This window comes from Streptomyces glaucus (genome assembly GCF_039533365.1).
Classification (GTDB): Bacteria; Actinomycetota; Actinomycetes; order Streptomycetales; family Streptomycetaceae; genus Streptomyces; species Streptomyces glaucus.
On record NZ_BAAATK010000024.1, the window covers coordinates 15,202 to 28,292 of the forward strand.

The 13,091-nt window shown below is 74.1% G+C and carries 10 protein-coding genes; 9 read left to right on the plus strand and 1 reads right to left on the minus strand.

What is annotated here, in order from left to right:
* Nucleotides 1-141: 141 nt before the first annotated feature.
* Nucleotides 142-1,269, plus strand: coding sequence for a nicotinate-nucleotide--dimethylbenzimidazole phosphoribosyltransferase (gene cobT / locus ABD363_RS18850; protein ID WP_344605005.1), 1,128 nt, complete (start codon nucleotides 142-144; stop codon nucleotides 1,267-1,269).
* A gap of 4 nt (nucleotides 1,270-1,273) precedes the next feature.
* Here cobT and ABD363_RS18855 read toward each other — a convergent pair whose 3' ends face one another.
* Nucleotides 1,274-2,047, minus strand: coding sequence for a hypothetical protein (locus ABD363_RS18855; RefSeq protein ID WP_344605007.1), 774 nt, complete (start codon nucleotides 2,045-2,047; stop codon nucleotides 1,274-1,276).
* A 60-nt stretch (nucleotides 2,048-2,107) separates the two neighbouring features.
* Here ABD363_RS18855 and ABD363_RS18860 point away from each other — a divergent pair, with 60 nt between their 5' ends.
* From ABD363_RS18860 to aceE, 8 genes are all read left to right on the plus strand, one after another.
* Nucleotides 2,108-2,890 carry an adenosylcobinamide-GDP ribazoletransferase gene (locus tag ABD363_RS18860; protein WP_344605009.1) on the plus strand — a complete coding sequence of 261 codons (783 nt, stop codon included), beginning with the start codon at nucleotides 2,108-2,110 and terminating at the stop codon, nucleotides 2,888-2,890.
* A gap of 100 nt (nucleotides 2,891-2,990) precedes the next feature.
* On the plus strand, nucleotides 2,991-3,155 hold the full coding sequence (locus ABD363_RS18865; protein WP_344605011.1) for a hypothetical protein: 165 nt from the start codon (nucleotides 2,991-2,993) through the stop codon (nucleotides 3,153-3,155).
* A gap of 240 nt (nucleotides 3,156-3,395) precedes the next feature.
* A complete protein-coding gene (locus tag ABD363_RS18870) occupies nucleotides 3,396-4,931 on the plus strand; it encodes a leucyl aminopeptidase (RefSeq protein WP_344605013.1) in 1,536 nt (511 codons plus the stop codon).
* A 299-nt stretch (nucleotides 4,932-5,230) separates the two neighbouring features.
* Nucleotides 5,231-6,619 (plus strand): dihydrolipoyl dehydrogenase, encoded by a 1,389-nt coding sequence (gene lpdA, locus ABD363_RS18875; protein ID WP_344605015.1) that lies wholly within the window; start codon nucleotides 5,231-5,233, stop codon nucleotides 6,617-6,619.
* A gap of 98 nt (nucleotides 6,620-6,717) precedes the next feature.
* The gene (gene sucB / locus ABD363_RS18880; RefSeq protein ID WP_344605017.1) at nucleotides 6,718-8,553 is read left to right on the plus strand and encodes a 2-oxoglutarate dehydrogenase, E2 component, dihydrolipoamide succinyltransferase; all 1,836 of its coding nucleotides are present in this window, start codon (nucleotides 6,718-6,720) and stop codon (nucleotides 8,551-8,553) included.
* 200 nt (nucleotides 8,554-8,753) lie between these two features.
* Nucleotides 8,754-9,392: a GntR family transcriptional regulator gene (locus ABD363_RS18885; protein ID WP_344605019.1), complete on the plus strand. Its 639-nt coding sequence runs from the start codon at nucleotides 8,754-8,756 to the stop codon at nucleotides 9,390-9,392.
* 288 nt (nucleotides 9,393-9,680) lie between these two features.
* Nucleotides 9,681-10,034 (plus strand): hypothetical protein, encoded by a 354-nt coding sequence (locus ABD363_RS18890; protein ID WP_344605021.1) that lies wholly within the window; start codon nucleotides 9,681-9,683, stop codon nucleotides 10,032-10,034.
* A gap of 337 nt (nucleotides 10,035-10,371) precedes the next feature.
* On the plus strand, nucleotides 10,372-13,074 hold the full coding sequence (aceE, locus tag ABD363_RS18895; protein ID WP_344605023.1) for a pyruvate dehydrogenase (acetyl-transferring), homodimeric type: 2,703 nt from the start codon (nucleotides 10,372-10,374) through the stop codon (nucleotides 13,072-13,074).
* The last annotated feature ends 17 nt before the right edge of the window (nucleotides 13,075-13,091 follow it).

Consider the following 13,091-nt stretch of genomic DNA (forward strand, 5'->3'; position numbering starts at 1 on the left):
GCGGGGACATACACCGGAGACATGCGGCAATCCACCGCAAAACGGAACGTATGGGATGGCGATCCCGGGTGCAACGACGTGGGGGCGCGGGGTGGCGTCGGGGCGGTTCCGCGTACCGGCGGGGCCGGTACTGTTCGGCGAATGAGCTCGCTTAATCTCGACGACTTCACCGATCTGATCGAGCGCCCCGACGGCGGGGTGCGCCGCGACGCCGAGGCGCGCCGGGAGCGCCGGATCGTGCCGCCCGGAGCGCTGGGCCGCCTCGACGACCTGGGTGAGTGGCTGGCCGCGGCGCAGTCCGCGGTGCCGGTGCGGCCGATCGAACGGCCGCGGGTGGTGCTCTTCGCCGGTGACCACGGCGTCGCCGGACTGGGGGTGTCGGCGCGGCCCGCGGGCAGCGCCGGCCGGCTGGTGCGCGAGGTGCTGGAGGGCGGGCGGCCGGTGTCCGTGCTCGCCCGGCGGCTGGGCGTGCCCGTGCGGATCGTGGACATGGCGCTGGACTGCGACGCGCAGTCGCTGCCGGCCGAGGTGGTGCGGCACCGGGTGCGGCGGGGCAGCGGGCGCATCGACGTCGAGGACGCGCTGACCCTCGACGAGGCGGAGGCCGCGTTCCGGGCCGGGGTCGCGGTGGCCGACGAGGAGGCCGACTCCGGTACGGACCTGGTGGCGCTCGGCGATGTGAGCGTGGGCGGCACCACGGCGGCCGGGGTGCTGGTGGCCGCGTTGTGCGGGACCGACGCGTCCGTCGTCACCGGGCGGGGCGGGCTGGCCATCGACGACCTGGCGTGGATGCGCAAGTGCGCGGCGATCCGGGACGCGCTGCGCCGGGCCCGGCCGGTGCTCGGGGACCAGCTGCAGCTGCTGGCGACGGTGGGCGGGGCCGACCTCGCGGCGATGACGGGCTTCCTGCTGCAGTGCGCGGTGCGCAAGCTGCCGGTGATCCTGGACGGGGTGGTGACGGCCGCCTGCGCGCTGGTGGGGCAGCGGATCGCGTTCCGGGCGCCGGACTGGTGGCTGGCCGCGCACGACAGCGGGGAGCCGGGGCAGGCCAAGGCGCTGGACCGGATGGCGCTGGAGCCGCTGCTGGCCCAGGGGGTGACCGTCGGGGAGGGCGCGGGGGCGCTGCTGGCGCTGCCGCTGGTGCAGGCCGCGGCGGCGCTGGCCGCGGAGCTGCCGGAGAAGCCGGCGGACTCCGGGGAGACCGGGGAGCCGGCGGACTCCGGGGAGACCGGGGAGCCGACGGACTCCGGGGAGCCGGCGCGGGAGTAGGGGATCAGCGGGGCCGGCGGGTCCTCGCCGGGCCGGCCGGCTCCGGGTTCGGTTTGCCGGCCAGCCAGTCCTGGAACGCCCGGCGGGGGCCCGCCCAGCGGCGGTCGTGGTGGTAGGCGCGCAGCGTCGCCCTGGCCCGGGCGCGGTGGCGGCGGCGGTAGAAGCGCCTGGCCCACGGCGAGTCGGGGCGGGCCAGCCGTACGGCGCCGATCAGCGCGAGGGCCGGCACGATCATCCCGAGGACCGCGAGGCGGGCCTTGCCCTTGCTGAGGGCGACGAGGGCGAGGAGGAAGTTCACCGCCACGTTCACCAGGGCGCCGGCGCGGCCCTGCTGCTCGTCCTCGGTGAGGTCGTCGACGCCGAACGGCGAGAACCCGATCAGGAGCAGGCCGACCAGGGCGGCCGTGAGGACCACGGCCTCCACGCTCTTGCGGCCCGCCTCGGTCCAGTACACGTCGTCCAGGTGCAGGACCAGCGCGAACTCGTCCAGCACGAGCCCCGCGCCCATCCCGAAGAGCACCGCGGCGAGCGCCGGGCCGAAACCGTGCTGCCCGCCGGCCACCGCGCCGAAGCCGCCGGCCACCGTGAGGACGACGCCGGGCACGACGTGGTGGATGTGCATCCCGCCCGACTTGATGTTGCCGAAGGGTCCCCGGCCCGCCCGGATGAGCCGGGTGATGGTCCGGGTGACCAGGAAGGTCAGGACGAAGGCGGTGAGGGCGAGGAGCAGGGGCAGCTTGCCCGGCTCGATGATGTTCTGCCGCCACCAATCTCCCATATGTGCACTTTATCCGCGGTCGCCGTCCCCCCTCTCCTGACCGCCGGGTAACCTGCGCCGGTGCGCTCGACCCCCTGGCCGGACGGCCTCCGCTTCGCCTTCGGCACCCTCACCGTGCTCCCGGTCAGGGTGACCCGCTGGGACCGCGCCGCCGCGCGCGGCGGCATGCTGTGCGCCCCGCTGGCCGGCCTGGTGACCGGCGCCGCCGCTGCCGCCGCCGGGCTGTCGCTGCTGTTCCTCGGCTCGGGCGCGCTGCTCGCCGCCGTCGCCACCGCCGCCGTGCCCGCCGCGCTGACCCGCGGGCTGCACCTCGACGGGCTCGCGGACACCGCGGACGGGCTCGGCAGCGGCAAGCCCGCCGAGGACGCGCTGCGGATCATGAAGCAGTCGGACATCGGCCCGTTCGGCGTGCTCACCCTCGTCCTCGTGCTGCTCGCCCAGGTGGCCGCGCTGGCGCGGGCGTACGACGGCTCCTGGGCCCGGGGCGCGCTGGCCGCCGTCGTCTCGGCGACCGTCGCCCGCCTCGCGCTCACCCTGGCCGCCCGGGCCGGGGTGCCGGCCGCCCGTCCGGAGGGCCTGGGCGCGGCGGTCGCCGGGGTGGTCCCGCCGGGCGGGGCGCTCGCCGCGGCCGCCGCCGTCACCGCGTCGGCCGCCGCCGGGGGCGCCCTGCTCGGACCGTCCGGCGCCCTGCGCGCCGCCGCCGCGGTCGTCCTCGCCCTCGCCGCCGCCGAACTGCTGCTGCGGCACTGCACGCGCCGCTTCGGCGGGGTCACCGGTGACGTGTTCGGCGGGCTCGCGGAGACGGCGGCGACGACGGCCCTGGTCGTTTCGGCCCTGGGCTGACCCCCTCCCCCGCCCCTTCGTCCCCCTCCGCTCTCCTTCCCGGCCCGTCCGCCCCCGGCTGCTCCCGTCCGCCCGGCACACGGGTCACCGGGGGGTGCCGATGTCGCGTCCGCGTCGCGTCCTGGCCTGGTGCGCCGGCTTCGCACCGGTGGTGGCGGTGCTCCTCGCCGGGCGCCGCTCCCTCGCCGGCCGGGTGGCGGAAGCGGCGGAGAGGGCCGCCCCGCCCGCCGCGGCGCGGGCGGCCACCGCACCCCGCCGCGTGTGACGGGGGTCACCGGGTGCGAGGATCGAGCCGCGACCCCGACACCGCCGGCGGACGCGTACCCGCAGGAACGAGCGGAGGCGCCCACGAGCGTAGGCTCGTTCCGGGTGTTCGCCGACAGGGTGAAGGCCCCGGTCACGACCGACCGCACCTGGGCCGGCGGTTCCAGGGTCGGCTGACAAGCCCGGTCGACCCACCCACTCGGCCACAGCAACTTCACATCGGAAGCGAGAATCCACCACCGTGACTGCTCTCACTCTCAGCACCGCCGCGGCGCCCGGCCTGCGGGCCGACGCGATCGTGATCGGTGTCGCCAAGGGCGCCAAGGGCCCCGTCGTCGCCCCGGGCGCCGAGGCCGTGGACCAGGCGTACGACGGCCGGCTCGCCGGCGTCCTGGAGACCCTCGGCGCCTCCGGCGCCGAGGGCGAGGTGACGAAGCTGCCCGCGCCCTCCGGCTTCAAGGCGCCGCTCGTGGTGGCCGTCGGCCTGGGCGCGGAGCCCCGCAAGGACGCCGGGTACGACGCCGAGGCCCTGCGCAAGGCCGCGGGCGCGGCCGCCCGTGCCCTGGCCGGCGTCAAGAAGGCCGCCTTCGCGCTGCCGGTGGCGGACGCCGCCGACGCGGGCGTGATCGGCGAGGGCGCGCTGCTCGGCGCGTACTCCTTCGACGCCTACAAGGACGACGCCGCGGCGAAGAACGGGTCGCGGGCCAAGAACGGCAAGGCCCCGCTCGCCGAGGCCGTCCTGCTCGGCGGCAAGCCCCGCGACAAGGCGTACAAGGCGGCCGTCGAGCGCGCCGCCGCCGTCGCCGAGGAGCTCAACCGCGCCCGCGACCTGGTCAACACCCCGCCGAACGACCTCAACCCGGAGGCGTTCGCCGCGATCGCGCAGGCCGCGGCCAAGGAGCACGGCATCAAGGTGCAGGTGCTCGACGAGAAGGCGCTCGCCAAGGGCGGCTACGGCGGCATCCTCGGCGTCGGCTCCGGCTCGGCGTCGGCCCCGCGCCTGGTGAAGCTGTCGTACACGCACTCCAAGGCCAAGAAGCACCTCGCCTTCGTCGGCAAGGGCATCACCTACGACTCGGGCGGCATCTCGCTGAAGCCGGCCGGGCACAACGAGACGATGAAGTGCGACATGAGCGGCGCCGCCGCCGTGTTCGCCGCGGTGGTCGCCGCCGCGCGCCTCGGCCTGGAGGTCGACGTCACCGGCTGGCTGGCGCTGGCCGAGAACATGCCCTCGGGCTCCGCGGTCCGCCCGGGCGACGTGCTGCGCATGTACAGCGGCAAGACCGTCGAGGTGCTCAACACCGACGCCGAGGGCCGGCTGGTCCTCGCGGACGCGCTGTGGGCCGCCTCGCAGGAGAAGCCGGACGCGATCGTCGACGTCGCGACCCTGACCGGGGCGATGGTGCTGGCGCTCGGCAACCGCACGTTCGGGATCATGGCGAACGACGACGCCTTCCGCACGGCGGTGTACGAGGTCGCCCAGGAGGTCGGCGAGGACGCCTGGCCGATGCCGCTGCCGGAGCACCTGCGCAAGGGCATGGACTCGCCCACCGCCGACATCGCCAACATGGGCGAGCGGATGGGCGGCGGCCTGGTCGCCGGCCTGTTCCTGCGGGAGTTCGTCGGCGAGGGCATCACCTGGGCCCACCTGGACATCGCCGGGCCGGCCTTCAACGAGGGCGGGCCGTTCGGCTACACGCCGAAGGGCGGCACGGGCTCGGGCGTGCGGACGCTGGTGCGGCTCGCCGAGCTGGCCGCCGCCGGGGACCTCGGCTGAGACCGCCGCACGGCCCGGTCCGCGTCACAGGACGGCTCCGCCGCGCGGGGGCTGGTCGCTCCCGCGCGGCGGAGCCGTGTGCCGGCCCGGTCCCGCGTCCGGGGCGGGCCGCCCCGCCGTCCCCCGGACGTGGGGCGTCTCACACTCCAGCCCCGCGTCCCTTCCCGTACCGACAAGTGCGAAGATGGGGCTCGGCAGGACAGGGCCCCACCGAAGGGCCGAAGCAAGAGCGGCCGGACACCAGCCGCCTGCCGGTCAGCGAAGACCGGCGCACGGCGCACATGCATGGAGGACGTGACGTGGCGAACGACGCCAGCACCGTTTTCGACCTAGTGATCCTCGGCGGTGGTAGCGGTGGTTACGCCGCGGCCCTGCGCGGGGCGCAGCTGGGCCTGGACGTCGCCCTGATCGAGAAGGACAAGGTCGGCGGTACCTGCCTGCACCGGGGTTGCATCCCCACCAAGGCCCTGCTGCACGCCGGCGAGATCGCCGACCAGGCCCGCGAGAGCGAGCAGTTCGGCGTCAAGGCCAGCTTCGAGGGCATCGACATGCCCGCCGTCCACAAGTACAAGGACGACGTGGTCGCGGGCCTGTACAAGGGCCTGCAGGGCCTGATCGCCTCCCGCAAGGTGACCTACATCGAGGGCGAGGGCCGGCTGTCCTCGGCCACCTCGGTGGACGTCGACGGGCAGCGGATCCAGGGCCGCCACATCCTGCTGGCGACCGGCTCCGTGCCGAAGTCGCTGCCGGGCCTGGAGATCGACGGCAACCGGATCATCTCCTCGGACCACGCCCTCGTCCTGGACCGCGTGCCGCAGTCCGCGATCATCCTCGGCGGCGGTGTCATCGGCTGCGAGTTCGCCTCCGCGTGGAAGTCCTTCGGCGCCGACGTCACGATCGTCGAGGGCCTGAAGCACCTCGTCCCGGCCGAGGACGAGAACTCCTCGAAGCTGCTGGAGCGCGCCTTCCGCAAGCGCGGCATCAAGTTCAACCTGGGCACCTTCTTCCAGAAGGCCGAGTACACCCAGGACGGTGTCAAGGTCACCCTCGCCGACGGCAAGGAGTTCGAGGCGGAGCTCCTCCTCGTCGCCGTCGGCCGCGGCCCGGTCTCCCAGGGCCTGGGCTACGAGGAGGCCGGGGTCGCCATGGACCGCGGCTACGTCCTCGTCGACGAGTACATGCGCACCAACGTCCCCACCATCTCCGCCGTCGGCGACCTGGTCCCGACCCTCCAGCTCGCGCACGTCGGCTTCGCGGAGGGCATCCTGGTCGCCGAGCGGCTGGCCGGTCTGAAGGTCGTCCCGATCGACTACGACGGTGTCCCGCGGGTGACGTACTCCCAGCCGGAGGTCGCCTCCGTCGGCCTCAGCGAGGCCAAGGCCAAGGAGATCTACGGCGCGGACAAGGTCGTCGCCCTGAAGTACAACCTGGCGGGCAACGGCCGGAGCAAGATCCTGAAGACCGCGGGCGAGATCAAGCTCGTCCAGGTCAAGGACGGTGCCGTGGTCGGCGTCCACATGGTCGGCGACCGCATGGGCGAGCAGGTCGGCGAGGCCCAGCTGATCTACAACTGGGAGGCGCTGCCGGCCGAGGTCGCCCAGCTCATCCACGCCCACCCGACGCAGAACGAGGCGCTCGGCGAGGCCCACCTGGCGCTGGCCGGCAAGCCCCTCCACGCGCACGACTGACCCTCGGTCACGGACGCGACGACACAGACTTCCGTTTCCCCCGGTTCTCGACTCCGCTGGGACCGGGGGGACCCCATCCGTAAGGAGCAACCGAAACCATGGCGGTTTCCGTAACCCTTCCGGCGCTCGGCGAGAGCGTCACCGAGGGCACCGTCACCCGCTGGCTGAAGGCCGAGGGTGAGCGTGTCGAGGCCGACGAGCCGCTGCTCGAGGTCTCCACCGACAAGGTCGACACCGAGATCCCGGCGCCCGCCTCCGGCGTGCTGGCCTCCATCAAGGTCGCCGAGGACGAGACGGTCGAGGTCGGCGCCGAGCTGGCCGTGATCGACGACGGCACCGGCGCCCCCGCCGCCGCCCCGGCTCCGGCCGCCGAGCAGGCCCCGGCCGCCGAGGAGGTCGCCCCGCCGGCTCCCGAGCCGGCCCCGGCCGCCGAGCCGTCCACCGAGCAGGCCGCCCCGGCTCCGGCGCCCACCGCCGAGGCCGCCGCCGGCGGCGGCTCCGCCGAGGGCACGGACGTGGTCCTGCCCGCGCTCGGCGAGTCCGTCACCGAGGGCACCGTCACCCGCTGGCTGAAGTCGGTCGGCGACAGCGTCGAGGCCGACGAGCCGCTGCTGGAGGTCTCCACCGACAAGGTCGACACCGAGATCCCGGCGCCCGCCTCCGGCGTGCTGCTGGAGATCGTGGTCGGCGAGGACGAGACCGCCGAGGTCGGCGCCAAGCTCGCCGTCATCGGCGCCCCGGGCGCCGCGCCCGCCGCCGCCCCGGCCGCCCCCGCGGCCCCGGCCGAGCCCGAGCCCGCCCCGGCCGAGCCCGAGCCCGCCCCGGCCCAGCCCGAGCCGGCTCCCGCCCCGGCCCCGCAGCAGGCCGCCCCCGCCCCGGCCGCCCCGGCGCCGGCGCAGCCCGCCCCCGCGCAGCCCGCCCCGGCCCCGCAGCAGGCCGCCCCGGCTCCGGCCCCCGCCGCTCCGGCCGCTCCGGCCGCCGCCAAGGCGACCGACGAGGGCGCCTACGTCACCCCGCTGGTGCGCAAGCTCGCCGCCGAGAACGGCGTCGACCTGTCCACCGTCACCGGCACCGGCGTGGGCGGCCGGATCCGCAAGCAGGACGTCCTCGCCGCCGCCGAGGCCGCGAAGGCCGCCGCCGCTGCCCCGGCTCCGGCCGCGGCCGCCCCGGCCCCCGCCGCCGCGAAGAAGGCGCCGGTCCTTCAGGCGTCCCCGCTGCGCGGCCAGACCGTCAAGATGCCGCGCATCCGCAAGGTCATCGGCGACAACATGGTCAAGGCCCTGCACGAGCAGGCCCAGCTGTCCTCCGTCGTCGAGGTGGACGTCACCCGCCTGATGAAGCTGCGCGCCCGGGCCAAGGACGCGTTCGCGGCCCGTGAGGGCGTCAAGCTCTCCCCGATGCCGTTCTTCGTCAAGGCCGCCGCCCAGGCGCTGAAGGCCCACCCGGTCATCAACGCCCGGATCAACGAGGCCGAGGGGACCATCACCTACTTCGACACCGAGCACGTCGGTATCGCGGTGGACTCCGAGAAGGGCCTGATGACCCCGGTCATCAAGAACGCCGGCGACCTCAACATCGCCGGTATCGCCAAGGCCACCGCGGAGCTCGCGGGCAAGGTCCGGTCCAACAAGATCACGCCGGACGAGCTGGCGGGCGCGACCTTCACCATCAGCAACACCGGTTCGCGCGGCGCGCTGTTCGACACGATCATCGTGCCGCCGGGCCAGGTCGCGATCCTCGGCATCGGCGCCACGGTCAAGCGCCCGGCCGTCATCGAGACGGAGGAGGGCACGGTCATCGGCGTCCGCGACATGACGTACCTGACCCTGTCCTACGACCACCGCCTGGTCGACGGCGCCGACGCCGCCCGTTACCTGACGGCGGTCAAGGCGATCCTGGAGGCGGGCGAGTTCGAGGTCGAACTCGGCCTGTGATCCACGGCCGCCGACGCGGTCCCGCGGCGCCCCCGTCCGGAAGCCTCCGGGCGGGGGCGCCGCTTCTCGCGGGCGTGTAAGTCTCGTCTCACCTGCGCGAAAGCTCCCCCGCGCGCCTCTTCCGCGCGGCGTCGCGGCCTTATTGTCTAAGCGTCGAACGCCCCAAGGGGGTCCGGTGGGCCCCTTCCGAAGGAGCCCTCATGACCGCGCCCGTCATCCACTCGCTGCGCGAACAGATCCGCGAGCACATCCTGGAAGGGATCATCAGCGGGCGCTGGAAGCCGGGCGAGCGGATCGTGGAGCGGCGGATCGCCACCGAGCTGGAGGTCAGCCAGACGCCGGTGCGGGAGGCGCTGCGCGAGCTGGAGTCGCTGCGGCTGATCGAGTCGGCGCCGAACAAGGGCGTGCGGGTGCGGAACCTGACGGCGGCCGACCTGGAGGAGAGCTACCCGGTGCGGGCCGGCCTGGAGGCCATCGCGGCGGAGCTGGCGGCGCAGCGGCTGGCCGAGGACACCTCGGCCCTGGAGCCGCACGTCGCCGCGCTGTACGAGGCCGACCGCGTGGCGGACGGCACGGGCCAGGTGCGGCACACGGTGGCCTTCCACCGGGAGCTGGTCCGGGCGGCCGGCAACTCGGTGCTGCTGCACACCTGGGAGGGCCTGGGCATCGAGGTCTTCACGACCCTGTCCATCCGCTGGCTGGGCACGGTCCAGCAGTCCTACGCCGAGGAGCACGAGGAGCTGGTGGCCGCCTTCAAGCGCCGCGACCCGGACATCGGCCGCCTGGTGAAGGAGCACGTGCTGGGCTGCGCGCCCCGCGCCGCCGAGGACTCCGCCTGACCCGGACCGGAGATCCGGCCCGCCCCGGACACCAGACCGTCCCGGACCGGATACCCGTCAGGTGGTTTATCGGGACGAAGGGATGGAAAGCGGCGGGAAGACCCATCGGTACCCATGCTTTTCGGCAGGGGGACGGACATGACTTCCCCAGAGCTACAACAGCCCAAGCACACACAGCAGCCCACCCAGCCGCAGGCCCAGAACCGGTTCGAGTCCCAGTCCCAGGCCGAGGAGGGCTCCGCGCGGGAGACGCACGGCCAGGAGAGCCGGGAGAGCCGGGGGAAGGGGATGGGCAAGGTGGTGCATCTGCACACCGCGCACCCCCGGGTCCCCATTCCGTACGTGACCCCCGGCGACCGGTTCCCCGGCGTCCGCACGGTCACGTCCGCGGCCGCGTCGGCGCTGTCCTCGCCCCGCAAGCTGACCCTCTACGGCGTCCTCGGGGGCATGGCCGTCGCCGGCGCCATCGGATGGCCGGTGGCGGTGGCCGTCGGCGCCGCCACCGAGGTGATCACCCGGGAGCAGGCGGCACGGCAGCGCGCCGAGCAGGAGCGCGCCGAGCGGGAACGCTCCGGGCAGCCCGCGGAGACGGCCCCCGCGGGAGCGGAACAGGGCACGTCCTCACGGACGGCGACGGGCTGACGCCGTCCGGTCGCGCCGCCGGCGGGACCGGACGGGGGCCGCGGCCCGCGCCGGCGGTGCCGGACGGGCCGCCCACCCCCGGATGAGCAGGAAAAACACGGCACCCGGTGCCCGCATTTGCGGCACCGGATGCCAATTTTCGTGCGTCGGTGGGTTTTTGCCCTTCCACCCTTTGATCGATCATCGATCAGGGGGTTACAGTCGCCGACGGGCCACGCGACGGAGCCGCACGAACGGCTCCGCACCGGAAGCCCCGCGCCCTGTCCTGCCAAAGACCAAGGGCACCCCCGAACCCTTACCGATGAGGGAACCCCCTTCGACTGAGGAAGGCGGCGACATGACCGACCCCAACGCCATCCAGCCGAGCGAGCTCGACCAGCTCCCGGACCGCGACCCCGAGGAGACCGCCGAGTGGCAGGCCTCGCTGGACGCCGTCGCCAAGGCGGCCGGGCCGCACCGTGCCGCGTACCTGATGCGCCGCACGCTGGAGCGCGCCGAGGGCGCCGGCGTCCCGCTGCCGAAGCTCCTCGAGACCGACTACGTCAACACCATCCCCACCGCCGCCGAGCCCGCCGTGCCCGGTGACGAGGAGATGGAGGCCCGGATCACCGCGTGGAACCGCTGGAACGCGGCCGCGATGGTGACCCGCGGCAGCAAATACGGCGTCGGCGGCCACATCGCCACCTTCGCCTCCGCGGCCTGGCTGTACGAGATCGGCTTCAACCACTTCTTCCGCGGCAAGGAGGGCGACGGCTCCGGCGACCAGCTCTACGTCCAGGGCCACGCCTCCCCCGGCATCTACGCCCGCGCCTTCCTCGACGGCCGGCTGACCGAGCAGCACCTGGACAACTTCCGCCGCGAGGCCGGCGGCAGCGGCCTGCCGTCGTACCCGCACCCGCGCCGCCTGCCCTGGCTGTGGGAGTTCCCGACCGTCTCCATGGGCCTGGGCCCGCTGTCCGCCATCTACCAGGCGCGCTTCAACCGCTACCTGGCCAACCGCGGCATCAAGGACACCTCCGGCTCGCACGTGTGGGCGTTCCTCGGCGACGGCGAGATGGACGAGCCCGAGTCGACGGCGGCCCTCGCGCTCGCCGCCCGCGAGGAGCTGGACAACCTCACCTTCGTCATCAACTGCAACCTGCAGCGCCTGGACGGCCCGGTCCGCGCCAACTTCAAGATCGTGCAGGAGCTGGAGGCCCAGTTCCGCGGCGCCGGCTGGAACGTGATCAAGACGCTGTGGGGCTCCGCCTGGGACGAGCTGTTCCAGCTCGACACCACCGGCGCGCTCGTCCGCCGGCTGCGCGAGGTGCCGGACGCGCAGATCCAGACGTACCAGACCCGCGACGCCGCCTACATCCGCGAGGACTTCTTCGGCAAGGACCCGGCGCTCGCGGAGATGGCGAAGCTGCTGAGCGACGACAAGATCCTCGACTGCTTCCACTTCTCCCGCGGCGGTCACGAGCCGCGCAAGGTGTACGCGGCGTACAAGGCGGCCCTCGCGCACAAGGGCGCGCCGACGGTGATCCTGGCGCAGACCGTCAAGGGCCACACGCTCGGCGAGGGCTTCGCGTCGAAGAACGCCAACCACCAGATGAAGAAGCTGACGGTGGACGAGTTCAAGGCGATGCGCGACCGCCTCGGCCTGCCCATCAAGGACAGCGACTTCGTCGACGGCCAGGTCCCCTACGGCCACCCGGGCGCCGACTCCCCCGAGGTCCGCTACCTCCAGGAGCGCCGCGCCGCCCTCGGCGGCCCGGCCCCGGCCCGCCGCGTCCACCCGGTCCCGGCGCTGCCCGCCCCGGCCGAGAAGGCGTTCGCCGCCTTCGACAAGGGCTCCGGCTCGCAGAGCGTGGCCACCACCATGGCCTTCGTCCGCCTGGTCAAGGACCTGGTCCGCGACAAGGAGACCGGCAGGCGCTGGGTGCCGATCGTCCCGGACGAGGCGCGCACCTTCGGCATGGAGAGCCTGTTCCCCTCCCTCGGCATCTACTCGCCCAAGGGCCAGACGTACGAGCCGGTCGACCGCGACCAGCTGATGTACTACAAGGAGGCGAGGAACGGGCAGATCCTCAACGAGGGGATCACCGAGGCCGGTTCGATGGCCGACTTCATCGCCGCCGCCACGTCGTACGCGACGCACGGCGAGCCGATGATCCCGTTCTACATCTTCTACTCGATGTTCGGCTGGCAGCGGACGGCCGACCAGATGTGGCAGCTCGGCGACCAGCTCGGCCGCGGCTTCCTCGTCGGCGCCACCGCCGGCCGCACCACGCTGACCGGTGAGGGCCTGCAGCACGCCGACGGCCACTCCCCCGTCATCGCCGCGACCAACCCGGCGGCGCTGACGTACGACCCGGCGTTCGCCTACGAGATCGCGGTCATCGTGCGCGAGGGTCTGCGCCGGATGTACGGCGAGGCCAAGCCGGGCGAGGACCAGGACGTCTTCTACTACCTCACCGTCTACAACGAGCCGCTGCCGCAGCCCGCGAAGCCGCAGGGCCTCGGCATCGACGAGGGCATCGTCAAGGGCCTGTACCGCTTCAACACGGCGGAGTCGGCGGGCCTGACCCCGCCGGCCAACGCCCCGCGCATCCAGCTGCTGGGCTCCGGCACGGCGATCCACTGGGCGCTGAAGGCGCAGCGGCTGCTCGCCGAGGAGTGGGGCGTGGCGGCCGACGTGTGGTCGGCGACGTCCTGGAGCGAGCTGCGCCGGGACGCGCTGGAGGCCGACGCGGCGCTGCTGCGCGGCGAGGACCGGGTGCCGTACGTCCGCCAGGCGCTGCAGGGCGCCGAGGGCCCGGTGCTGGCGGTCTCCGACTACATGCGCCAGGTCCCGGACCAGATCGCGCAGTGGGTCGAGCAGGACTGGTCCTCGCTGGGCGCCGACGGCTTCGGCCTGTCGGACACCCGTGAGGCGGCCCGCCGCCACTTCGGCGTCGACGCCGAGTCCATCGTGGTCGCGGCCCTCGCCCAGCTCGCCCGGCGCGGCGCGGTGAAGGCGACGGCCGTGAAGGAGGCGCGCGAGCGCTACGGTCTGTAGGGCCCGCTCGTCAGGAG